This is a genomic window from Helicobacter sp. MIT 03-1614, from assembly GCF_000762925.2.
Classification (GTDB): domain Bacteria; phylum Campylobacterota; class Campylobacteria; order Campylobacterales; family Helicobacteraceae; genus Helicobacter_C; species Helicobacter_C hepaticus.
On sequence record NZ_JRMS02000001.1, the window covers coordinates 190,342 to 214,333 of the forward strand.

The following is a 23,992-nucleotide window of genomic DNA, read 5'->3' on the forward strand; positions in this document are numbered from 1 at the left end:
ATAAGGAGGAGATATGCAAAAACGCATTGCAGTAATATATGGTGATGGTATTGGCAAAGAAGTCATCACACAGGCATTAAAGATTCTAAAAGCAGTAGCAAAAAAATATGAGCATACATTCATATTTGAAGAGGTTTTGGCAGGTGGAGCTGCCATTGATGAATGCGGGGAATGTCTCCCAATGAAAAGTTTGCAAATTTGCAAACAAAGCGATAGTGTGCTTTTGGGTGCAGTAGGTGGTCCCAAATGGGATAATGAGCCTAGCCATAATCGCCCAGAAAAAGCGCTTCTTACATTGCGAAAAGAGCTAGGATTATTTGCCAATATCCGTCCAGCGACACTTTTACCCCAACTAAGCAAGGCTAGTCCATTAAAAGATGAGATTTTAAATCGTGGCATTGATTTTATCATTGTGCGCGAACTCATCGGTGGAGTATATTTTGGCGAACATAAGCTAGAAGAAATCAATGGTGAAAAAGTAGCAAGTGATGCAATGACTTATACTGCTTCACAGATAGAATCCATTGCGAAAGTTGCTTTTAATATTGCTAGAAATCGCAAAAAAGAAATTGTTTGCGTTGATAAAGCAAATGTGTTAAGTTCTTCAAGATTGTGGCGAGAAGTGGTAGATAAAGTGGCTCAAAACTACAAAGATGTGCATCTTAGCTATATGTATGTAGATAATGCAGCAATGCAAATTTGTCGCGCACCGAGCCAATTTGATGTGCTTCTTACTGAAAATATGTTTGGTGATATTCTAAGTGATGAGGCGAGTATTATTACAGGCACTATTGGCGTTATCCCCTCTGCTTCTCTCTCAAATGGCACTTTGGGTATGTATGAGCCTATACACGGCAGTGCGCCCGATATTGCAGGGCAAGATAAAGCAAATCCCATAGGAACAATTCTATCTGCAGCGATGATGTTAGAGCTTTCATTTGGATTAACAAAAGAGAGTGAGGCGATACAAAAAGCAGTCCAAAATGCACTTGATAAAGGCTACCGCACAGGAGATATGATGAGTGAGGGAATGCAACTTGTAGGCTGTGAGCAAATGGGTGATGTGATTTTAGAATCGGTTATATAATGTTGCCTAAATGGACTAAAAGAGCTTTAAAATTGATGCTAGGATTAAATATCCTCATTGCTTTGCTCGTTGGATTTTCTTATACTGAAAAATGGATAAATAATCATATTTTTTACACCACAGAAGTTTATGAGGGACTCTAGGCGACCCTAACCCTGATGAATATGTTTTAAAATAGATAATCTTATTTTGCCTCTTACAAAACAACTTGTATTTGGCTTAATGTTCAATAATGCTATTTACCTAGAGAACATTCCTGATGGCAAAGCGTATATATTTAAAAATGGTTTTTTGGAAATGTGGGGAGAAATTAAAAATAACAAAAAAATGGACTTTGGTATAATAATGTATTTATGTATATGATAAAGGCATAGTGAGGGAATCGCTTTGTATGTATAGGGATATTGCGCTTTGCATAATCTATGATGAAAATGGTAAAAAAATAACAGAAAGAGAAAGTAGAGAAAAAGAGTGTCAAAGCCTACAGCATAAATCAGTTTAAAATCTTTACTATTTTACATTTATATTTTATAATATTATCTTTATTAATTTGTAAGGTTTTTGGATTTAAATCTTAAACGTAATAATCTCACAAGGAATCCTATGCTCTTCTCCTCCTATATCTTTATCCTTGCTTTTTTACCCATAAGCTTATTAGGATTTTATACATTAAGGGCTATGAAGTGCTACTCTCTTGCTAAAGTATTTCTCATTGGTGCAAGTGTATTTTTTTATGGATATTTTAAAGTTGAATATATCTTTATCCTCATCTTTTCTATGTTGGTTAATTTCTCCTTAGCTCATTTTATCCTAAAAGCAACGGGGGGGGGGGAAGCAGTATTTAATTATAGGCATTATCTTTAATCTCTCTTTATTAGGATTTTTTAAATACACTGATTTTTTTTTAGAGAATTTCAATCTCTTTTCCAATCTTTTAGAACTTGATTTTAATATTCCCTTACCTCATATTCTTTTACCTCTTGCTCTCTCCTTTGTAACCTTTCAACAAATTGCTTTTTTAATAGATTGTTATAAAAAAGTAGATATAAGTGATATGCAAGAGGTAAAAGAACGATGCCAAAGTGAGAAATTAGATTCTCAAACCTCAATCAACTTCCTAGATTATGCTCTTTTTATCTGTTTTTTTCCTCAACTCATTGCTGGTCCTATTGTGCATCATAAAGAGATGATGCCTCAATTCCATAGCCTCTTTTTACACTCTTTAAATGCTAAAGTATGGGAGCATTGTGCAAAGGGACTTTTTATCTTCTCCATTGGATTATTTAAAAAAGTATTCATTGCAGATTCTTTTGCAAAGTGGGCAAATGCTGGATTTAATGTTGTAGAGAATGGAGGAGTATTAAATATTGCAGAATCTTGGGCTACTTCACTCTCTTATACTTTCCAACTCTACTTTGATTTTAGTGGATATGCTGATATGGCAATAGGTTTAGGATTATTCTTTGGGATAATGTTGCCTCTTAATTTTAATTCTCCTTATAAGTCTTTAAATATCAGTGAGTTTTGGCGCAGATGGCATATAACGCTCGGGAGATTTTTAAAAGAATATGTCTATATTCCTCTTGGAGGGAATAAAAATACAAAGTATCAACACAGCAGATTCTATACTACCATTAATCAACTCCTTACACTTAGAAATCTTTTTATTGTAGCCTTTCTTAGTGGCATTTGGCACGGAGCAGGCTATGGATTTATAATATGGGGGATACTACACGGAAGTGCAATGTGTATTCATAGAATCTATACTTGGAGTATAAAGAGCATAAGAGGAAAGATAGAGATTTCTTTATCAAAAGACAAAGTCAATGTTAAAGACAATAAAGCAAGTGTGAGTTTCAATGCTGCTTCTGTTATATCTAAACATATATCTCATAAATATAAACTTATCTTTTTACATTGTTTAGATACTAAAGTATATAAGTTTTTATGTTGGTTTATTACTTTTAACTTTATAAATATCACTTGGATATTTTTTAGAAGTGAGAATGTAAGTGGAGCAATCAATCTACTTAAAGGAATGTTTGGGATTACTTGGGTGGAATTGCCTCTAAAGGCACATCGTATGCCTGCACTCTTAGAACATATTGGTGGAAGGAATGATACGATTATTTATATTATCTTAGGGTTTGTAGTGTGTGTGGGAATGAGGAATGGTGTGGAGAGGTTGGAAGGATTTAGAACGAATGTTTTTAATGCCATTCTTGCAGCTGTATTCTTATGTTACTCTTTATTTGTATTGGGGAGTAACCCCTACACTGAATTTATTTATTTCAATTTTTAAAGACATAAAATGAAAAAATTAAAGAATTTTGCTCAACAAACTATGAATGAAAGAAAATGGATTGTAAGCATACTTTCTTGTGTGACGTGTTTTCTTGGCATTATAGCCTGTTTAAACCTTGCCATTGATCCTTATTTCTTATATGGAACACCCTCTCATAAATATAATTATTTTTTCAACAGCATTAATGAAAGGGTAGAAAAGGTGAATAGGATTTATTATAACAAAAGAGAATCTTATGATAGTGTTTTGCTCGGTAGCTCTAGGGCAACTTATGTTAATCAATATGATTTTGAGGGTAAAAAATGTTTTAATTTTGCTGCAGGGGGTATGGTTCCCTTTGAATATGAATACTATTTGGATTTAATGAAACAAAAAGGACATTCTTTACATACAATTTACTTACAAATAGATTTTTTTGGTTCTGATACTTTAGATAAACAAACAGCTAAAGATAGGGTTAATATAGCATTTGAGCCATTAAATAATCCTTTTAATAGAATCCAAAATATATTTACTGCAAACAAACAATTAAAGGATATTCTAGTAATTAACTTTAACCGAAAACGCAAGGGTGATACATATTATGCAAAAAACGATAAATACTATTCTAGAAATAATATAAAATATCAAGAGAGAATAGAGGAAAAACACAGAATCCCAACTTTAAAATATGGACTAAAGGCATTAAATTTAGGATTTGTTGGAGATAAATATAACTTTGATGAAGAAGTATTAAGAAATATTCTTATCAATGTAAAATCTCATAATCCAAACTCTCAATTTGTAGTTTATACTTCCCCTATACCTGTGATTTTACTCGCAGCTGAAATTAATTTTGCCAAAAGATGGGAAGAGTATAAACAATGGATAAGAATCCATATTGAAGTGTTTGGTGGGATTTATCAGTTTATGGGATTTAATGAAATCACGCAAAATTATAAACAACATCATTTTGACCATTCTCATTTTTATCCCTATGTAGGGAAAATGATTGCTAAAACATTGACTTCAAAAGATTTCACGCCTATAAAAGATTTTGGCATTTATTTGGATTCTCAAAATGTTGAAAACTACTTTACAGAGCTAGAATCAAAACTAAAAAACTACGATATGAGCGAGATTATAGAGATTATGAATGATGAGAGTATAAAAACTAATTAGATTCTATAGAATCTACACATCAAGGTGTTTTACATCTTTAGCGTGCTCTTGTATATAAGCTCTTCGTGGCTCTACCTCATCACCCATAAAAAGTGTGAAAATTTCATCAGTGTTTATATCATTATCAATTTTAACACGCAAAAGTGTGCGATTTTGTGGAATCATTGTTGTTTCCCATAATTGATCTGGATTCATCTCTCCTAAACCTTTGTATCTTTGGATATAAGCATCTTTTTTTGCACTTTCCTCAATTCTCTCTAAGAAAACAATCATATCTTCATCATTTAAAAATCCTAAATCTCTATCGGCAATTTTCTTATAAATAAATCGTGCTTCTTGGAAGAAATTATCCATAAAAAGTGTGTCATTAATGCTAAGCTCTACAAGTCCAACTTTTGTTTGCACATAAAGCGTAATTTGTTCTTGTGCAGTTGTTTTATTTAAAATATTGCATTCTTTGCTTATAAGATAAGATTCTATATTTTGACTTAATGCTTTAAGCTCTAATGTATCAAACTGCTCATTTTCAACCAAATAACGCACAACTTCAATCATCGGATAACGTTTTTCTAGCTCCTTGAGGATTGAGCGATAATGTGAAATAAATTTAAGAATCTCAAGTAATTCACGGTTACCAACACCCTCAAACTTGAAATTTTCAATGCCATTTTCAATTAAGTATTCGCTTAAAGCACGTTCATCTTTAAGATATATTTCTTTTTTACCCTTTTTATAACGATAAAGTGGCGGTTGAGCAATATAAATATGTCCATTTTCGACTAAGGGTTTTAAATAACGATAGAAAAATGTCATTAAAAGCGTTTGTATATGGCTTCCATCAACATCTGCATCTGTCATAATAATAATTTTGTGATAACGCAATTTTTCTATATTAAATTCCTCACCTATACCACAACCAAAAGCAGTAATCATATTTTTAATTTCATCAGATTTCAAAATCTTATCAAGACGAGATTTTTCAACATTAAGAATTTTTCCACGCAATGGCAAGATTGCTTGGAAAGTCCTATCACGTCCTTGTTTTGCACTTCCACCAGCACTATCACCTTCTACAAGATAAATTTCTGACACACTCGGATCTTTACTTTGGCAATCTGCAAGCTTACCGGGCAAAGTGCCAACAGAAAAACTCTCTTTCTTACGCGTTAAATCACGAGCTTTTTTAGCAGCTTCTCTCCCGCGCGCCGCCATAATAGCTTTTTGCATAATAGCCTTAGCTTCATTAGGATTTTCTTCAAAGAATTTTGAGAGTTTTTCATAAGTGAGCTTTTGCACAATAGGCTTAACAAAAGAGCTTCCAAGTTTACCTTTAGTTTGTCCTTCAAATTGAGGATCAATAATTTTAGTAGAAATAATAGCCACAAGCCCCTCACGTACATCTTCACCACTTACTTTTGCATCTTTTTCACGTGCATTTGCATTTGCTTCAATATAATTCATAATCGCACGGCTCAATCCTGCTCTAAATCCTGCCTCGTGTGTTCCTCCATCAGGTGTGCGAATATTATTTACAAAACTTAAAAGTTTTTCATCATAGCCTTCATTATAAGCAAGAGCGATTTCAATTTCACTCTCTTGCTCTGTAGCCTCAAAACTTATAATTGATGAAATAAGTGGCTTTTTATTTACATCTTGAATAAATTGTTTTAGCCCCCCTTCAAAGTGATAGATTTCTTCAAATTGTGTGCGTTCATCTTTAAATTGAATGGTAATATTATGGTTAAGATATGCCATTTCTTTAAATCTACGAACAAGAATATCTTTATCAAATTCAAGCACTTCCATTACTTCTCCATCAGGGAAAAACTCAATAGTGGTGCCGTGCTTTTTAGTATTACCGATAACTTCTAAATCGCTTTGAGGGATACCTTTAGCAAACTCTTGACGATAAATATGTCCATTTTTTTTGATAGTCATAATAAGACGTTTAGAAAGAGCATTCACTACACTTACACCTACTCCGTGTAATCCGCCAGAGACTTTGTAAGTATCCTGGTCAAACTTTCCACCTGCGTGAAGTGTTGTAAGAACGAGTGTGGCTGCAGGAAGATTTTCAGTAGGATGAATATCTACTGGGATTCCACGTCCATTATCTTCAATAATAGCACTGCCTTCCATAGTGAGAGTAATATTGATTTTATCACAATACCCTGCCATAGCCTCATCTATTGAATTGTCTACTACTTCATAAATCATATGATGCAATCCACCAGAGTTTGTATCACCAATATACATACCAGGGCGTTTTCGGACAGCTTCTAAGCCTTTTAAAACTTTAATATTACTTGCTTGATATTCTTTTTTTTCCATTGATATGAGCTCCGTTTTTTAATTTTAGAGAATCACAGGCATAATAACAGTTGAAAAATTCTCACTCATTACTACAAATGGTGTATTTGGTTCATTAATACAAAGCGTAAATTCATTTGCATCAATTTGTGAAAGAAAATCTAAGATATATTTAGAGTTAATGCCAAGCGTAAGGTTTTCAATGTTTGTTTGCACTTCAATTTGTGTAGAAGCTTCACCACTTTCTTCATTAAGAGATTCAAAAAGCACTTCATTTGGAGAAAGAGTAATTTTGATGTTATTTGCAAGTGATTTGACGAATTGTAAAGCATCAACAAATTTGTCTTTGGGAAGCACGATTTTATGTTTGAATTCTTTGGGAATGATTTTCTCATAATCAGGATATTTACCACTGATAAGTTTTGTATAAAAGGTATAATCATTGTTTTTAAGAATCAAATGTGTAGGATTGTGATAAATTTCAAGTGTATCTACAAAGAGTTTTTGTATTTCATTAATTGCTTTTTTTGGTATCACAAGTGAGAGAGCATTAATAGATGGGTTTTTATATTCAATGAGCGCAAGTCGTCTTGTATCAGTAGCTACAAAATTAAAACTATAATCTTTAATGTCAAGTAAAGAACCATTAAGCTCATATTTTGGATTATTTGTATCTACAGCAGGATTGATTTTTTTAATGGAATTGAGAAATTTATCAGATTCTATATTAATTTGTGCATTTACGTCATACTCTGGGAATTTTGGGAATTCGTCAGCATTAAACATAGGGAGTTTTGTGCGTGCTTTCCCTTGAGATATGTGAAGAGAATCTTGTTTTGTTTCGATAGTAACATTGTCGTCTTTGAGGCGTTTAATAATATCAAGAATCTGTTTTCCATTGACTGTGGCATTTCCCTGTGCTTGACAAGGAATGTTGATGTAGGATTCAAGCCAAATTTCATAATCTGTGGCTTTAAGGAGAAGTTTATCATCTTGTGCTTCAAAGTAGATATGAGAGGTAATTTGAGATCTGTCTCTTTTGTCAAGGAAATTTTGGCAGTTTGTGAGGATTGTTTCTAATGAGCTTTTTGGAAGTGAGATTTTCATCTGCAATGTCCTTTGTAATAGAATTATTTTAAAGTAGGGGTAGTAGGGAAAGTGAAAAAGTGAAAAAGTGCTACTAATCCGCCTATACTTTTATATTTAAATGTGAAAATTAAAGAGTTATTTTTCACATTATTTCACTTTATTATAACTTAAAAATTCTTAGAGTTTGGATAATTTCTATTTTAGATTACAAGCTTTTGTTATAATTTCTTTCTTTAGATTTTCTGTATATTTTATAATTACATGGTGTATGATGGATTTTAGGATTAGTTTTCAAGGAGATAGGGCACTTATAGAGCTTCAAGGTAGATGTGATTATTCATTATCTAAAAAACAACGAGAAGCTTTGAGTGAAGCTATTATTTCTCAACATAAACTCACTATTGATTTTAAGCGAGTTTCAAAAGCAGATTTTGTTTTTTGTGCATTTATTTATGGGCTTATTGTAGATAAGGACACACAAATTATAGGCACAAATACTCGAACAAATGAGATTTTTCAAACTCTTTCTTCTTCGTTACCAAAAGAGAATGAAGAAAATGCTATTAATAATGCTTTTTCGTTAAAGATTTCACATATGGTTTTAATTCCTTTAGGGAAACGCGTAGAGCAATTTTTTGAAAGCTTTTTAAATTTTTTAAATTTTTGTGGTATGTGTCTGTGGTATTTTTTTCTTTCACTTCTCTCACCACACCGTTTTAAATGCGGCTCTATATTTTATCATATGAATGAAGCAGGATTCAAAGCTTTACCAGTTGCTTTGCTTACAGCTTTTATTGTCAGTTATGCAATTGCTTTACAAGGGGTATTGCAATTAGAAAAAATGGGTGTTCCTTTAATGAGTGTAGAGATAGTAGCAAAACTATCCTTGCGTGAATTAGGACCTTTTATTTTAGCTATTGTTATTGCTGGGCGGAGTTCATCAGCCTTTAGCGCACAACTTGGTGTAATGAATCTTACAGAAGAAAATGATGCACTTAAAACGATGAATCTAAGCCTCTTTGATTACCTTATATTACCGCGAGTTTTAGCACTTATAATTGTAATGCCTTTATTAGTTTTCTTGGCTGATAGCGTGAGTTTATTTGCAGCAATGCTTGCAGTAAAAATGCAAACAGGCATAAATTTTATGCAATATTTGGAGAGATTCTATGAATATGTGGGTATTAATCACTTTTTAGTAGGAATGATAAAGGCACCTTTTTTTGGAGCGGCTATTGCTCTTGTAGGCTGTTTTCGTGGATTGTATGTCAAAGGTGATACAGAATCTATAGGGCTTGAGACAACAAAAAGTGTAGTTAATGCTCTTTTTTGGGTCATTTTAATTAATGCAATATTTTCAGTTATTACAACAAGGCTTGATATATGAGTATTATTAAAGTACGTGAGCTTTATACACAATATGGTGATGTTATTATTCACAATGGGATTAGTTTTGATGTGAAAAAAGGTGAAATTTTTGGTATCTTAGGTGGAAGTGGAAGTGGTAAAAGCACATTGCTTAAAAATATGCTTTTTTTGGAAAAACCAACTTCTGGAAAAATTGAATTTTTTGGAGAAAATATTTGGGCATTACCTGAAGATAAACGAGGGAGGATTCTTAATCGCTGTGGAGTGATGTTTCAATTTGGAGCATTGTTTTCATCAATGAATGTGCTTGATAATGTGGCTTTTTTACTTACTCAAAAAAGTCATTATGATACCCTAACTATTAATAGAATCTCAAAGATGTGGTTAGAGTTAGTAGGCTTATCTAAGGAAGTAGCTTATAAATATCCTTATGAGCTCTCTGGTGGTATGAAAAAGCGTGTAGCACTTGCACGAGCTTTAGCCCTTAGTCCTGATATTTTATTTTTAGATGAACCTACAAGCGGGCTTGATTTACAAAGTTCGGAACGATTTGACACTTTGATTATTAAGCTTAAAGAAGTATTGAAAATTACGATTGTAATGGTAACACACGATTTAGATTCTATTAAAGATAGTGTAGATAGATTGATTTTACTTGAAGATAAGCATATTGTATTTGAAGGCACATTGTCTGAACTTTATCATCAAAAACAGCAAGGAGATAATCAGGCAAAAATCTTTTCAGGACAACGAGGGATAAGATTTTGGCAAAGTTTTGAAGAAAATATATCAAAAGGAGATAATAAATGGAACGCAATGTAAAATATGTGTGGATTGCCACACTCTTTTTTATTATTTTGATATTAATGGTTGCTTTTATATTGTGGCTTAATCGTTTTGAAATAGATTCTACGCGATATACACAATATTATGCATATAGCTCTGATGAAGTAAGTGGTGTCAGCGCAAATACACCTATACGTTACAAAGGTATTAGTGTTGGAAGAGTGCAATCTGTAAGCTTTAAAGATATTAAAGAAGGCACAATACAAATTCAAATGCTTATAGATTCTCAATTATATGTGCGTGAAAATGCTAAAGTCATCATTAGCTCTCAAGGGTTGGCAGGAGCGAATTATCTTTCACTTATTCAAAGCAATGGAGGAGAATTGCTTCAAAAAAATAGCGAGGGCAAAAAGGTGCTTGAACTTGATAAGGGAAGTATTGAAAAGATTATGAGCAAAGCAAGTGAGCTAAGTGATGATATGGCATCTTTACTTAAAAGTCTTAATAATGGTTTGAATGAAGAAAATCTCCAAGAAATTAATATAATGATTAAAGAATTAAGCAACTCTGCACACAATCTCCAAAACATAAGCGCGCAAATGAATAAAAATATGCAAAGAGGTGAATATAATTTACGTGAGATTCTCACTCCTACACTCTTTCAGCTTCAAGGGAGCTTGCAAGATATGAGCAAATTTTTTAACCAAGCTTCATCATTTATAGACAAAATGGACAAAGACCCTTATAATAGTCTCTTTGGTAAGCAAAATCAATCCTCACAAAAGGATAAAAAATGAGATTGTATATTTTATGCCTATGTATATTTATGTTTGGAGGCTGTGTTGATATTAAGATTGCCTCTGAAATGCAAAAAATAGAGTATTTTACTCTGCATACACCAGATACACAAAAACAAGGAGAACAAGCGTGTAAGGTTCTTAATTCTAAAAACATCGGATTGCTTGATATATATGCCTCTACGCCTTTTGATAGTAATTCATTGATACTATTTGATAGCAAAACTTTGCAAGTGAGTGAGATTAAAGGAAAAAAGTGGATAAATTCTCCAAAAGAAATGCTTAAATTTAAACTTCTCTCAAAGCTACAAAACAAATGTTTTCAAGTATCTATCCAGCCCTTTGGCACGCAAAAATTTGATAAGATTCTTAAAATATCTCTTTTATCTTTGCAAGTGCTTAATGAAAAAGGAACTTATAGCGCACAAATAAGTGTATTTTATGAGGTTATGGATATGAAAACATATATTCATAATAAAAGTGCCACTCTTACTTCTAAAGTGCCTTTAGATTCTATTTCTGACCAAAATATCGCTCTTGGATTTGCCCGTGCAAGTGATGAGGTGCTTGATAAAGTATTAAAAGCATTATAATTTTTTCAACATTCTTGCATACAATCTTGAAAAATAAAACGATGTTCTTCTGGCAATGCGTTAAATATGCTAAAGGCTAAAGCACGAATCTCCCAAAGCGCAGATTTAGAAGTGCGTAAAGAAAGGAAATTTTGCAAACTTCGTGCATTAATACTAAAACTTAGCTCTGTGCGATAAGATTCTGGCATAGCAAATTTAGCGACGTCATTGCTCACATTATTACACAAAATCTCGCGTAAGTTTTCAAGTGCTTTAAGTGAGGCAATATCAACTTCCTTATTATTTGTAAAAACAACAAATTGCTCTGCACGAGCAAGATTCTCATCATTAACAGGGAGAAAGCTTGGAAGGTTTTTTAGTTCTTTGAGTGTATAACGCGATGATTTTACGCTATAGCTTGCGAGGCGATGACGTGCAAGTTCTTGCAAACACGCTCGTGAAATCCCTTTAATATAAAAATTATAATATAAATGTTCCAAAGTGCTTGCGTGTTTAAATTTATTGCCCACTCTATCAATGAGTTCAATGTCTTTTTCTCCACCATTATCGCCCTTATCAAAGCTCTGCCAGCAGGTGCGAATGGCATTGCTGCAAATATGCAATGGTGTGTAATGCAAAAGAGTGATAATGATATTGCAAGGTATGGTTTTTTCCATTAGGGATTCCTTTTAGGATATTGTGAGGTTTGCTTGAATACAATCTTAACGCAATTTAAAAAATTTAATATAAATGAGGTATAAATGATTTGGCTTGATATTATTGACCCAAAATATGTGTTGTTTTTTAAATCACTTATTCCACAGCTTGAGGCATTAGATTCTGTCATTGTAACCACTCGCAAAAGCAAGGATTATGATGAGTGCGCAAGGCTTTTAGAGCTTTTTAATATAGAATCTTACGCTATTGGTGGATATGGTGGAGTGAGCAAACTAGGCAAATTTGAAGCAAGGCTTAATCGTCAAAAAGGTTTTTTAAAGCTTTTTAATAAGCTTGGGGAGATACCTAGTATTTTCATTACAGGCGCAAGTGTTGATGGTGTGCAATGTGCTTTTGGTTTAGGCATACCTGTGGTGCATTTTGCTGATACTCCTGTGGCAGGAGAGCATTTCTGCCTTAAGGATTTAACAATTTTATCAAGGCTTACCTTGCCACTTTCCACACTTGTTTTTCACCCTTTTGTCGTGCCTCAAATTTGTTATACAAGTTTAGGCTTACAACCTAGTCAAGTTATTTCTTATAATTTTATTGATGTAGCAGTATGGCTACAAGATGTGCCGCTCTCATTTTCACCAAATTGCAAACAAAAAGCAGATTTTTGCTCTCATTTGGGATTATATGAGAATTTGCCCATTATTCTTGTGCGTGAAGAAGAATACAAAGCACATTATGTGAAGCAAAAGCTACCGATTATTTATCAGAGTATTGCACACTTAGCGCAAAGTGGAAAGGCGAATATACTCATAATGCCTCGCTATGGAGAGCAGGAATTAGAATCTCTTTTTGGCAAGGAAAAATATGTGAAGATTCTCACGCAAAAGTTTGAACCCAAAGCATTTTATCCTTTTATAGATGTGCTTCTTGGAGGTGGAGGGACGATGAATCTTGAAGCTTGTTATTTGGGTATACCTGTGATTTCAACGCGCTCACTTTTGCTATTTCACGATAGATTCTTGCTTGAGCACAAGCTTATGCGCCACGCTAAGAGTGTGGAGGAGGTAATGAAATTTTTAGATGAGATACTTTGTTCTTTAAGTCCTAAGTCCAAAAGAGATGATTTGTTTGCGCCAAATGGTGCAGATTTTAGCACGATTTTGCCTCACATTAAGTCCCTTATTAAGCACTCATAGCGTGCGCACTCATATCCCACATAGGCACAAATACACCCAAAGCTAGAAATAAAAGTAGCATACCCATACAAAGGCTCAAAATTGGCTCAATAAGTGAAATGAGAAAATCTATTTTTTCTTGGGCAATTTCCTCAAATCGTTTAGCGCATACTTCAAGCATTTCAGGAAGTTTGCCACTTTGTTCTCCAGCAGCAAGAAGAGCCAAAGAAATTTCATCAAGCATTTCTTCTTGTATAAGCGCTAAAGAGAGGCTTTTGCCATTTTTGACATATTCAAGCACTTTGTTAAATTGTGCTTTGAGTGCGAGATTACTTAGTGCATTATTGCTAAGGGAAAGAGCTAAGTCAAGAGGTGTGGCAGATTTGAGCTGTAAAAAGAGCGTGAAAGTGTATTGGTAGAAAAAATTAAGCTTTATAATTTCGCCTACAAAGGGTAAGTGCAAGATTAAAGTATGGATTTTATGCTTAAAGTCTAAAGAGTGTTTATATAATTTTTGCGACCCAAAAGCCATAAAGAGAAGCCCAAGAATAAAAATAAGTCCAAAATGCTCAAAAAAAGATTGCATATAAATGAGAATCCGCGTATAAATAGGTAGATTCACACTTAATTCTTCAAACATTACCAAAAATTCAGGTAGCACAAACATTACAATACCCACAAATGCACCAATAATGCTTATAAGCACAAGCAAAGGATAAAAAAGTGCGCGCTTAACTTTACTTTTGTTTTTGTGTTCCCTTGCAAGATGCGCACTTAGCATTTTAAAAATTTCACCAAGCTCCCCGCTCTTTTCTCCAAGTGCTAGCATACTCCAAGTCATATCGCCAAAAATATGTTTATGTTCTTTAAATGCGACAGAAAGCTTTTGTCCAAGATTCAAACGATAAGCAATTTCAAGTAAAATTCGTTTTAGGGCTATTTTTTTGGTATTTTTAGCACATACTTGAATGACCTCAAGGATTGGCAATGAGGCACAAAGCATAATAGAAATTTGCAAAAAAAGTGCACTTATATCCTGTTTTGTGATTTTGCTATCAAGTTGTAGCATTTGTAGGTGTAAAAATTCAAAGCCACTTAAGGCTTTAATTTCAATAGGATAAATATTATGCTTATGCAAACTTAGCTCCTTAGCATTCTCATACGAGGTTGCAAAGAGTGTTATTTGAATGTGTTGGTTATCTTTAATGCCTTTAACAAGGTATTTTTGTGGCAGTTTTTTCATATTTTGCACACCCTATATACTTCTTCAAAAGAACTTAAACCTTCGCTTGCAATCTTAAATCCATTTTCAAACATACTTTCAAACCCTTTTTCTCGGAGAGATTGTAGAATTTGGGTTTTGTTATGGGGAGATTTGATATAGGTGCGGAGTATATCAGAATTTTCAAGGCATTCTGCAATAAGCGCACGCCCACTAAATCCCTGCATATTACAATATCCACAGCCACGAGGAGCAAAAAACACACTATCTTTTATTTTATCTTCAAAATGTTGCAAGTTATATTTTATAAGCTTTTGTTTCATATCTTGTGGGGAAAGCGGAATTTTACAATATGGACATAGTTTTCTTACAAGTCTTTGAGAAATGATTAAATGAAGGCTTGAAGCAAGCAAGTAATTCTCTGTTCCCATATCAAGCAGGCGTTCTACTACACTTAAAGAATCATTAGCGTGAAGCGTTGAAAGCACTAAATGTCCAGTTAGTGAGGCTCTTAGTGCAATTTCAAGGCTTTCTTCATCACGTATTTCTCCTACCATTAATACATCAGGGTCGTGTCGCAATAATGCTCTTAGAGCTTTTGCAAAACCGAAGTTATGTTTTTCATTAACGATTACTTGGGTTACGAGTTGCATTTGATATTCAATAGGGTCTTCAAGAGTGATGATTTTTTTAGTTGGAGATTTTATAGACTCTAATATGGCATAAAGTGTAGTAGATTTACCACTTCCTGTAGGTCCTGTAAGTAAAATAATGCCATAAGGGGCGATAATATTGCGCCTAATCATATCTAAATGTGTAGAATTAAAGCCAAGTGATTGAAGAGTGATTGTTTGTGTATTTTTGTTAAGGATTCTAATAACAATAGATTCTCCACCAAAAGCAGGAAGAAAAGAGAGTCGAAAATCATAAGCTTGTGTCCCAAATTCACGGCTAAAGCGTCCATCTTGACTTCGTCGTATTTGGGTAATATCAAGCTCACATTCAAGTTTTAGTCGTGAACTAAGAGCCTCAAAAACATTTGATTCTAGGCTAAAGCGTTCTCTTAGCATACCATCTACGCGTATTCGCACTTTTGCTTTTTGTTTATCTTGTGTATGTTCATATGGCGGAGAATCTTGAATAGTGCTTTGACATTCAAAATGTATATCGCTTGCACCCTCTTCAATGCAAGTTTGTAAGATAAAATCAAGGAGCTGCACCACGATTATATCTTGATTTTCATCTGCATTTTGTGGAGTTTGGTGTTGAGCTAAGAGTGCATTTTTGAGTATGCAGAAATGTTGAAAAATACGTATATGACGTGCTTGTATATCAAAAGCTTCATTTGTGGCAGAGAAAAATTGTATATCTAATTGGGGATAAAGATGTGAAATATGAGCTCGTATAAGCTCAAGTGGTGCTTGTGTATTTTTGAGTGCAATGTGTAAATTTTGAGAATCTGCGAAGAAAATTAAACATTGGTGTTTGAGGATAAATTTATATTCAAGGGCATTTAAACACCAAGAACAAAGCGTATGTTCAAGGAGATTCACAGGCGAGAATTGAGCATATACTTTGGGCTGCATCATTGTTCCTTTGGTGCATTTTGAGAATCTTGTATGTCTTTATTATCATTATCTATAAGATTCATTTTTTGAATATGCTCTGCTTTTGGACTAGCAGCAGTTTCATTAGCATCTAATCGCACGATATGGGGTGCTATGATAATAACCATTTCTTGAGTTTCTTTGATATTTTGCTTATAGCTAAAGAAATATTTGACAAAAGGAATATCCCCAAGAATAGGAATTTTACGAGTAGTTTGTCCTTCTGTTTTATCAATTAAGCCACCAAGCACGATTTGCTCACCATCTTTAAGCTGCACAAGCGAGGAAAGTTGTTTGGTGGAAAGATTAGGTGGTGCATTTAGAGCAATTGTTTGATTCTCAATAGAAATATCTTTTGTTTTCGTAATGGAAGGGTTGATTTTAAGAATAATCTTGCCATCTTTAATGCTTGGTGTTACATCAAGGAGAATCCCAGCAAAGACAGAGGGAAAGGCTTGAGAGTTATTTTGCACCGAAGTGCCTTGTGTAGTAGTTTGATAAGTGGTGTTTTGTGAATAACGAAGCACACTTCCTACGCTAATAATGGCAGGTTGATTATTGAGGGTAAGGACTTTTGGGTTAGAGATAGATTGGACTTTGCCATAGGTTTGCAAAAACTCTACAATACGATTAATATTTACGCCTTGTGAAAATATATTAATCGCAAATCTGCCTCCATTAGAATCTATGCTTCCGCTACTTGTATTTTGATGTTCTGCAGGAAGTGTCATAATATTGCCAAGTTTGTAAAACTCATTCCAATCAATGCCATAAGTTTGGTTATCTGTGTGTTGAACATTAAGAATATGTACATCAATAAGCACTTGTTTTTGAATCTTGTCATTAAGCTGCGCTATATATCGCTCAACTCGTTTTATTTGTAATGGAGAAGCTGTAATAGTAAGCAAGCCAGCAGCTTTATTGATGATAATATCTTTGTTTTTTCCTTTTAATTCCGACATTTGTGGCTGATATATATCACCGGGAGCATAAGCTACACCTGCGATTTCATTTTGCAACTCGCCCCAAAAATCAATCTCATCAATACTATAAATTTTTGTGCCACTTTTGCCAATGTTGGGATTGCTTGAGGTGGCTTTGTCCATTGCCATTTTATGCGCTTGGGATTGCATTTCAAAATTTGAAAATGCAAGAGGCGCAGAGTTTGTAGTATTGTAAAGAGATTGAACTTGGTTATCTTGTGAGAATACAATATCGGTATTGCTTGAACCTACGCGAGTAGTAGCGATATAGCTAATTTCAAAGGTTTTAGTGAGTAAAAAACCAATTTTAAGCGTGTCTTTTTGCAGGGTGTAGTGAAAATCATTGCCTATAATAAGACTATCAAGGACATTTTTAAGAGATTTGTTTGCAATATGAATAGATGTTTTTTTGTTATCAAGCATAGTTTTGGTATTTTCTTGGAGATATATGACGTTAAGGTGGCATTGTGTAGCAATTTCTTCAATGATTTTACTTAAAGGGGCGTTACTGCCTGAACGAATATTAATGGGTATATCACACGCAAAATCAATAAGTGGGACGAGATAAACACATAAGATAAAAAGCGCATTTTGCCTTTTCATTGATTTCCTTTTGTTATTTTTTCGCCTATTGCAAGGTTAAATTGCACTTTTGCTTTTTGCAAAATGACAGATTGAGATTCTATTTTGACAATGAGATAGCCTTCAATATATTCTCCCACATTTAACCATTGTTCATTAATAAGAGCTTTGCCATTAATAATAGCATTAAGGTGTAAGGGCTGTTGAGATTGAGAATCTTCGTGCCAAAAAGGATTAATAAGAGTGTGCAAAATCTCTTGTGATGGAGATTTGGAGAAATTTTGAGAATCTTTTATAAATGATTGAATGTGTTCAGGGCTAGAATGCGCACCTTGAGCATTTAAAGAAGAGGCACTTAAAGGAGTGAGAGTAAAAAAACCGAACAAAAAAGCATATATTTTCATAATGATTCCCTATAAATAGGGTTTTTGGAACGATAGTCTATAACCATTATATTAAAGTGAATGAGCGCATCATTAAAAGGTTTGAACGAGAGTGTATCAACACTGAAAAAACGATGGGATTCTATAAAATCAATCAGTGCCACAATTTCTTCAAAGCTGCCCATTCCCTCTATGCCTAGTGCATCAAGAGTGGCGTGAGGAGAGAACGAAGAGAGCGAGAGTTGGTGTGTTTTAGCAAAATTAATGAGTTCAGACATAAGCGCAAAAGGGTTAAGGTGAGGTTCTTTTGTGTTTTCTTTAAGATAGCTTTGTATGAGGGCAATATTTTCTTGTGTAATACGGAGTTTTTCTTGTATATTTTGGCTTTGCTCTAAATGTGCAGATGTAGCATTTTGAATGGAATCTGAAGAAAGGGCAAACTCTTCAAGCGTATGTGTATGAAGGCGTGAAAGAGCACTATACTTTTCCAATAAAGGCAAATAAATAAAATCAATTACAATAAAACACACACATAAAACTATGGTGGCAGCGAGGAAATATTTTTCCCTTGTGGTTTTGGTGGCGAGGAAATGCTCAAAAGTTTTTTGTATGGCTTGATAGGAATTATAAAGAGGCAAAAATATATTAAATCGCATAATAAATTACCAAGATATGCGAATAAAAACGCGGCGATACTAATTCTTGTTCATTTTGTGCTTTTTGAGAATCTAAGATTGAGGGCGAAGAAGTATGCAAAAAAGCGCGTTGTTGAGATTTTGTATTAAGTTGGGCAAGAAGGGCAGAGAGATGAATTTGAGAAGAAGAACTTGCTGTGAGGGAGGCTATAAATACTTGTGGAGTAAAAGTAAATTCCATATTTTCAAGTTTAATATGTTCTTTATCGCATTGAGCAAAAATATCTCTAATAAAGGCATAACGTTGATTATAACTTTGTTGCCAAAGAGATAGAGTATTCATATCTGCTATAAAGTCATTTTGCTGGGCAAGGAGATGTTCTAAGGTATGTGTGGCTTGAATGTATTCTTTTGTGTTTTCTTTGGGAGCAAAAAGGGCTTCGCTTTGTGCGTTTAGTTGAGCGATGGCAGATTCTAAATGGCGATTATGCAGCATAAAAAGCAAAGGGATAAGGAGCATAAATATTCCAAGCAATATGGCTAGAGTATAATAAAGCTTTTTACGCACATTTGGCTTTAGAGCAAAATGAGGTAAAGTGTGCGACAAGCCTTGAGAAAGCAAATTATCATAAATAGCAACATATTCAAAAGCTAAAATTGCTTTCAGTGTAGCATAATCAAGCCCTTTTGTTTGTGGAGAGAGTTCGCTTAGAGGCAAGATAGAATAAGGTATATCATTATGAGGCAAATTTTCCAAAGATGTAGCGGCATAAATACATTCAAGACGTTGATTATGGGCTTCTTGCAAATAAGAGATGTGTGAGGCAATCTCAACAAAAAGCTGCGCGTTGTTGTGAGAATCTTGCGAAAGTGTGGATTGCGTGGCAGATTCTAAAGTAAGTGGCGTATATGAGGATTGGGATTTGTATTTTAAACGACAAATTTCTTTAAGTGTAGCATTTTCAAAGTAGCATAAATATGATTGTGCCCATACTACAAAGCTATGTGTGTTAGAGGCAAGAGTAGAAAAGCTAAAAGGCAAGAATATATCGCAAGTCAAAATCCGAGATGGAGGCAAGCTCTTTATGGCGTTTTTATCAAAGAAAAAGCTTTCACATACGCACTTTTGTTCATCAAAAAGATGTGCGCGAGGAATAAAATATAATTCATAAGTATGCACAGAAGTATTAAGGATAGATTTTTCATAAGCATAGCCAAAAAGGAAAGAGGAAAGTTGTGGGGATTGAAGGTCAGATTTATTTATTTCAATAGCAATATGAATAAGATGTGTGGCAGAAAATGAAAGGATATCATATTTTTTTGGAGGCTTTTTACAAGGTGTGAGAGCATTGTCTTCAAAAGCATAAGAGATATGTGTTTGAGAATCAAAAAATGTATATGTTTTTTGTTTCATATACAGCCTTTAGAAGGGTTTGTAGAAAGAGATTTTAAAGGCATTGCACGTTGAAGATTAGGCGTAGAATGAACATCGTTTGTTTTGATACGTTGAGAATGTGTAATGGCAATAGCAATAGCATCTGTAATATCAAGAGGTTTTATTTCACCCTTAAGCCCTAAAATGCGCTTTACCATAAATGCAACTTGGGTTTTGTCTGCCTTACCATTTCCTGTGATTGCTTTTTTGACCTGTAAGGGTGTGTATTCAGAAAAATTTCCAATCTCTTGGAGAATTTTTAAGCTCAATGCCCCACGAAATTGAGCAAGTTTGATGACACTTTGAGGGTTGTAAGCAAAAAATATATCTTCAATAGCCACCTCATCAATATGAATATTTTTAATTACCAAATCAATGCCTTCTACAAATTCCATAATTTGGGTTTGTAAATCACGCTCTTTGATTTTAATAATACCTGCTTCAATGAGTTTAAGTGAATTAACGTGAGGCGCATAATTGATAATTGCATAACCGCAATTTCTACTTCCGGGGTCTATACCTAAGATATGCAAATTTAATCCAAATTAAAAGTTTTTTTCATTATAATTTCACTTCCAAATTTTAATTAAAAAATCAAAAGGATTTTTGTTTTTTCACATTTTATTCACATAGTGAAATTAAAAATTCTTCATTTCACATCAGGAAATAAATTGCATATTGATAATATATTAAAGAAACTTAAAAGTAAGCTATCCGAGTTTGAATATCAATTTTATATTTCGCTTATGGAATACGATGAAAATGCCTCCAGAACAGATATGAAGGTTTTTTATGTGCCAAATATTTTTGTAGCGAATTGGATAAAAAGTAACCATCTAGAATCTATTATTGATGCATTTGAAGAGGAAAGCAATAATGGTGTGCGTCCAGAAATTCACATAAAAGTAAAAGAAAAAAAAGAGAATGTGAAAAGTTTAAAAAACAATAAAAGTATGCTTTATTTTAATACAAATGGTTTATCTCTTAATCCTTTTTACACTTTTGAAAATTTTGTTGTGGGAAAATCTAATGAATATGCCTATACGATAGCAAAACTTGTTTTGCAACAGCAAGCAAGTGCCTATAATCCTGTATTACTTTATGGTAAGTCAGGTCTTGGGAAGACACATTTGCTTAATGCCATAGGTAATGATGTCAAAGAGAAAAACAAAAATGTGCTTTATGTAACTTCAGAGGATTTTCTTAATGACTATATGGATAAAATCAAACGCAAGACAATGGATAGTTTTCGGGATAAATATCGCAAGTGTGATTATTTGCTCATTGATGATGTGCAGTTTTTTGGTGGCAAAGAAGGAATACAAGAAGAGCTTCTTCATACTTTTAATACCTTGCACAATAGTCAAAAACAAATTGTAATGACAAGTGATAAGCCGCCAAAAGAGATTAAGGGACTAGAGGAGAGATTGCGCACGCGTTTTGAGTGGGGAGCTATGGCAGAAATTACTAATCCAGAGCTTGAAACCAAAATTGCCATTATTAAATCTAAATGTGAAGTTAATCGTATTGTACTTGAAAATGAAGTCATTGACTATATTGCTTCAAATATTTATGGCAATATTCGTCAGATTGAGGGGATTCTTTCTACTATTAATGCTCATATTAATCTTTCTCCAGAGAGCAGTAGTCTAAAAATTGCCAAAAATGTGCTTAAAAACTATCAAATTGAAAAGCTTGAGGGTATTACTCTTGATAATATTATTAAAGTTGTCAGTAAAGAGCTTAATATAAAACCTAGTGAAATTGTCTCCAAAGAACGCAATAGAAAGGTTACATTCGCACGCCGTGCAGTTATTTATCTTGCACATTCTTTAATGATTAACTCTATGAACATAATTGCCAAAGAGTTGGGTATGAAAGATCACAGTTCGGTAAGCAAAGCGCTCAAAGCTATTAAAAAAGAAATCGCTGAAAATTCTACAACGCGTAATATTATTGAAGATATGAAAAGCAAAATTCAGCAAAGTTTAGATAGCGTCTAATTTTATCGTTTCGGAGATAATATGCCTAAAGATAACTTAAGTGCTCAAAAACAACCTCTTACAGATACTTTTTTGTTTCAAGTAACACTTTTTGCTACTGCTTCAATGACTGTGCTTGGAGGGACGATTATCGCACCATCACTGCCGCATTTTGAAGAACATTTTGCAGATGTGCCACATATTGATATGCTTTCGCGTTTAGTTTTAACGCTTCCTGCATTATTTATTATGATTTTTGCACCCATTAGTGGATTTTTGCTTGATAATTATGGCAGGTTACGATTTTTATATCCGAGTATTTTACTATGGAGCATAAGTGGGGCGTGTGGATTTTTCTTGGAGGCAAGTATTTATTGGATTCTCATATCAAGGGCAATTTTTGGTATTGCCACAGCGTTTGTTATGACTGCTGTAAGTGCACTTGTTGGAGATTACTATCAAGGTGCGAAGAGGGAGAGAGCCTTAGGATTGCAAGGCTTTTTTATGGCAGGTGGAGGCGCTATATTCCTTGTATTGGGTGGGGTGTTAAGCGATATAGATTGGCGTTATCCCTTTTTAGTGTATCTTTCAGGCTTTATTATCTTGATTTTAGCTCTTGTAATGCTTTTTGAACCAAAGCGTAATGTGTCCAAATCAGATGTCAAGGCAGTAAATTTTAATCTTTTCAAATTTGCACCTATCTATCTTTTTTCATTTTATGCAATGAGTATGTTTTATGTGATGCCCACACAAATTCCGCATTTTATCACGCATAATCTCAATAAAAGTGGGAATCTTATAGGTATAAGTTTAGCCGTAAGCTCTCTTTGCACAGCTATTCTTTCACTTTTTTATGCAAGGCTTCGTGCAAAATTAAGTGTTTTTCTCTTATATTTTATTTCTTTGAGTGCTATTGGAGGCGGATTTTTGCTTATTGGAATGTTTCAAAGCTATGAGATTCTTATTTTTGCTTTAGTGCTTGTAGGCTCGGGGTTAGGGATTATTCTTGTCAATAATAGTTCGTGGCTACTAAGTGTAGCAAGTGAATATGAGCGTGCAAAGGCAGCAGGATTCTTATCTGCAAGTGTTTTTATGGGGCAATTTTGCTCACCTTTTATCACACAGCCACTTGTGCGCTTGGGTGGCATACCTTTTATGCTTAATGTTAATGGCATAATTTTGCTTATAAGTGCAGTGATTTTTCTTTGGTGGCATTTTGTGAAAAAACGATAAAAAGAATCCTTGATATGAGGTTTAAATTACATTTTTAACTTTCTTTTTGTTACAAGGTGCATTCCATAACCTACAAGATATACAGGAATGCTTATAATACCAATATAGCCGATAATTCTTTGTGCTAGAAGTCCTGAATGTGTAAGCAAAATTGCTACGAGATAGAGCGCAAGCAAAGCAAATCCAAACATAAAAAACTTGAGGATATTTTTTATACTTAAAATCTTTTGAATGCCTAGATTTTCTATCTTTGGTTCATCTGCCTCTTTGTTTTTGTTTAAGGGGAGATAATCTAATATTTCCAGCACTCCTAAAACAAAAATCATAAGATACAAAAGCAGGAATGCTATTTCAGTTACCACAGGAAAATATCGTGAAACACCGGAGAGCACATTGCCCTCGTAATCACGGGTTATATCTCGCCATATACGAGCAAGGAAATGTGATGAGTATTGAGAATCTTCAACCCTTTTGGCGATTAAAGATTCTCTTATTTCGCTTTTCACAACGGCTAGGCTTTGAAATGGGCTTGTACTTTTTGTCCGATAAGCGTTTTCATTAATGGAATCTGGTGGAGGCACAATATGATTTTTTAAAAGTTATATTCC

General features: G+C 33.9%; 21 protein-coding genes. 10 read left to right on the plus strand and 11 right to left on the minus strand.

Going from position 1 to position 23,992, the window contains the following annotated elements:
- Nucleotides 1–13 precede the first annotated feature (13 nt).
- The 3 genes from leuB to LS66_RS00985 all read left to right on the plus strand — a co-directional run bounded on the left by leuB (nucleotide 14) and on the right by LS66_RS00985 (nucleotide 4,553).
- A complete protein-coding gene (gene leuB, locus LS66_RS00975; protein ID WP_034367677.1) occupies nucleotides 14–1,087 on the plus strand; it encodes a 3-isopropylmalate dehydrogenase in 1,074 nt (357 codons plus the stop codon).
- Nucleotides 1,088–2,096: 1,009 nt separating this feature from the next.
- On the plus strand, nucleotides 2,097–3,389 hold the full coding sequence (locus tag LS66_RS00980; protein WP_371414312.1) for an MBOAT family protein: 1,293 nt from the start codon (nucleotides 2,097–2,099) through the stop codon (nucleotides 3,387–3,389).
- A 9-nt stretch (nucleotides 3,390–3,398) separates the two neighbouring features.
- Nucleotides 3,399–4,553 carry a hypothetical protein gene (locus LS66_RS00985; protein WP_034365892.1) on the plus strand — a complete coding sequence of 385 codons (1,155 nt, stop codon included), beginning with the start codon at nucleotides 3,399–3,401 and terminating at the stop codon, nucleotides 4,551–4,553.
- Nucleotides 4,554–4,565: 12 nt separating this feature from the next.
- Here LS66_RS00985 and gyrB read toward each other — a convergent pair whose 3' ends face one another.
- Complete coding sequence (gene gyrB, locus LS66_RS00990; protein ID WP_011115967.1) at nucleotides 4,566–6,884, minus strand: DNA topoisomerase (ATP-hydrolyzing) subunit B; 2,319 nt, start codon at nucleotides 6,882–6,884, stop codon at nucleotides 4,566–4,568.
- A gap of 24 nt (nucleotides 6,885–6,908) precedes the next feature.
- Nucleotides 6,909–7,970: a DNA polymerase III subunit beta gene (gene dnaN / locus LS66_RS00995; protein WP_034365896.1), complete on the minus strand. Its 1,062-nt coding sequence runs from the start codon at nucleotides 7,968–7,970 to the stop codon at nucleotides 6,909–6,911.
- A 253-nt stretch (nucleotides 7,971–8,223) separates the two neighbouring features.
- Between dnaN and LS66_RS01000 the strand changes: the two genes are divergently transcribed.
- From LS66_RS01000 to LS66_RS01015, 4 genes are read left to right on the plus strand one after another with little or no spacing between them, the layout of a single operon-like run.
- Nucleotides 8,224–9,339, plus strand: coding sequence for an MlaE family lipid ABC transporter permease subunit (locus tag LS66_RS01000; RefSeq protein WP_034365898.1), 1,116 nt, complete (start codon nucleotides 8,224–8,226; stop codon nucleotides 9,337–9,339).
- A complete protein-coding gene (locus tag LS66_RS01005; RefSeq protein ID WP_011115963.1) occupies nucleotides 9,336–10,142 on the plus strand; it encodes an ABC transporter ATP-binding protein in 807 nt (268 codons plus the stop codon). Before LS66_RS01000 ends, LS66_RS01005 begins: the two co-directional genes overlap by 4 nt.
- A complete protein-coding gene (locus LS66_RS01010) occupies nucleotides 10,127–10,903 on the plus strand; it encodes an MlaD family protein (protein WP_011115962.1) in 777 nt (258 codons plus the stop codon). Before LS66_RS01005 ends, LS66_RS01010 begins: the two co-directional genes overlap by 16 nt.
- Complete coding sequence (locus LS66_RS01015) at nucleotides 10,900–11,496, plus strand: hypothetical protein (RefSeq protein ID WP_011115961.1); 597 nt, start codon at nucleotides 10,900–10,902, stop codon at nucleotides 11,494–11,496. Before LS66_RS01010 ends, LS66_RS01015 begins: the two co-directional genes overlap by 4 nt.
- Nucleotides 11,497–11,501: 5 nt before the next feature.
- On the opposite strand, the gene thyX is transcribed toward LS66_RS01015, so the two are convergent.
- Complete coding sequence (thyX, locus tag LS66_RS01020) at nucleotides 11,502–12,152, minus strand: FAD-dependent thymidylate synthase (protein WP_081947938.1); 651 nt, start codon at nucleotides 12,150–12,152, stop codon at nucleotides 11,502–11,504.
- Between the two features lie 84 nt (nucleotides 12,153–12,236).
- Between thyX and LS66_RS01025 the strand changes: the two genes are divergently transcribed.
- Complete coding sequence (locus tag LS66_RS01025) at nucleotides 12,237–13,343, plus strand: DUF354 domain-containing protein (protein WP_034365902.1); 1,107 nt, start codon at nucleotides 12,237–12,239, stop codon at nucleotides 13,341–13,343.
- Here LS66_RS01025 and LS66_RS01030 read toward each other — a convergent pair.
- From LS66_RS01030 to ruvC, 7 genes are read right to left on the minus strand one after another with little or no spacing between them, the layout of a single operon-like run.
- Nucleotides 13,330–14,565 (minus strand): type II secretion system F family protein, encoded by a 1,236-nt coding sequence (locus LS66_RS01030; protein WP_236096943.1) that lies wholly within the window; start codon nucleotides 14,563–14,565, stop codon nucleotides 13,330–13,332. The genes LS66_RS01025 and LS66_RS01030 overlap by 14 nt on opposite strands.
- Nucleotides 14,562–16,133 (minus strand): GspE/PulE family protein, encoded by a 1,572-nt coding sequence (locus tag LS66_RS01035; protein WP_236096944.1) that lies wholly within the window; start codon nucleotides 16,131–16,133, stop codon nucleotides 14,562–14,564. The genes LS66_RS01030 and LS66_RS01035 overlap by 4 nt, the downstream gene beginning before the upstream one ends.
- The gene (mshL, locus tag LS66_RS01040) at nucleotides 16,130–17,737 is read right to left on the minus strand and encodes a pilus (MSHA type) biogenesis protein MshL (protein ID WP_034365911.1); all 1,608 of its coding nucleotides are present in this window, start codon (nucleotides 17,735–17,737) and stop codon (nucleotides 16,130–16,132) included. The genes LS66_RS01035 and mshL overlap by 4 nt, the downstream gene beginning before the upstream one ends.
- Nucleotides 17,734–18,120 carry a hypothetical protein gene (locus LS66_RS01045; protein WP_052057328.1) on the minus strand — a complete coding sequence of 129 codons (387 nt, stop codon included), beginning with the start codon at nucleotides 18,118–18,120 and terminating at the stop codon, nucleotides 17,734–17,736. The genes mshL and LS66_RS01045 overlap by 4 nt, the downstream gene beginning before the upstream one ends.
- Complete coding sequence (locus tag LS66_RS01050; RefSeq protein ID WP_052057330.1) at nucleotides 18,117–18,755, minus strand: hypothetical protein; 639 nt, start codon at nucleotides 18,753–18,755, stop codon at nucleotides 18,117–18,119. Before LS66_RS01050 ends, LS66_RS01045 begins: the two co-directional genes overlap by 4 nt.
- The gene (locus tag LS66_RS01055) at nucleotides 18,745–20,148 is read right to left on the minus strand and encodes a hypothetical protein (RefSeq protein ID WP_034365913.1); all 1,404 of its coding nucleotides are present in this window, start codon (nucleotides 20,146–20,148) and stop codon (nucleotides 18,745–18,747) included. Before LS66_RS01055 ends, LS66_RS01050 begins: the two co-directional genes overlap by 11 nt.
- Nucleotides 20,145–20,702 carry a crossover junction endodeoxyribonuclease RuvC gene (gene ruvC, locus LS66_RS01060; protein ID WP_034365916.1) on the minus strand — a complete coding sequence of 186 codons (558 nt, stop codon included), beginning with the start codon at nucleotides 20,700–20,702 and terminating at the stop codon, nucleotides 20,145–20,147. Before ruvC ends, LS66_RS01055 begins: the two co-directional genes overlap by 4 nt.
- A gap of 138 nt (nucleotides 20,703–20,840) precedes the next feature.
- Between ruvC and dnaA the strand changes: the two genes are divergently transcribed.
- Both dnaA and LS66_RS01070 read left to right on the plus strand, forming a co-directional pair.
- Nucleotides 20,841–22,172: a chromosomal replication initiator protein DnaA gene (dnaA, locus tag LS66_RS01065; protein WP_034365965.1), complete on the plus strand. Its 1,332-nt coding sequence runs from the start codon at nucleotides 20,841–20,843 to the stop codon at nucleotides 22,170–22,172.
- 21 nt (nucleotides 22,173–22,193) lie between these two features.
- The gene (locus tag LS66_RS01070; protein WP_034365918.1) at nucleotides 22,194–23,384 is read left to right on the plus strand and encodes an MFS transporter; all 1,191 of its coding nucleotides are present in this window, start codon (nucleotides 22,194–22,196) and stop codon (nucleotides 23,382–23,384) included.
- Nucleotides 23,385–23,410: 26 nt separating this feature from the next.
- Here the strand turns inward: LS66_RS01070 and LS66_RS01075 are convergent, their stop codons facing one another.
- Nucleotides 23,411–23,890, minus strand: coding sequence for a hypothetical protein (locus LS66_RS01075; RefSeq protein ID WP_138091798.1), 480 nt, complete (start codon nucleotides 23,888–23,890; stop codon nucleotides 23,411–23,413).
- Nucleotides 23,891–23,992 lie beyond the last annotated feature (102 nt).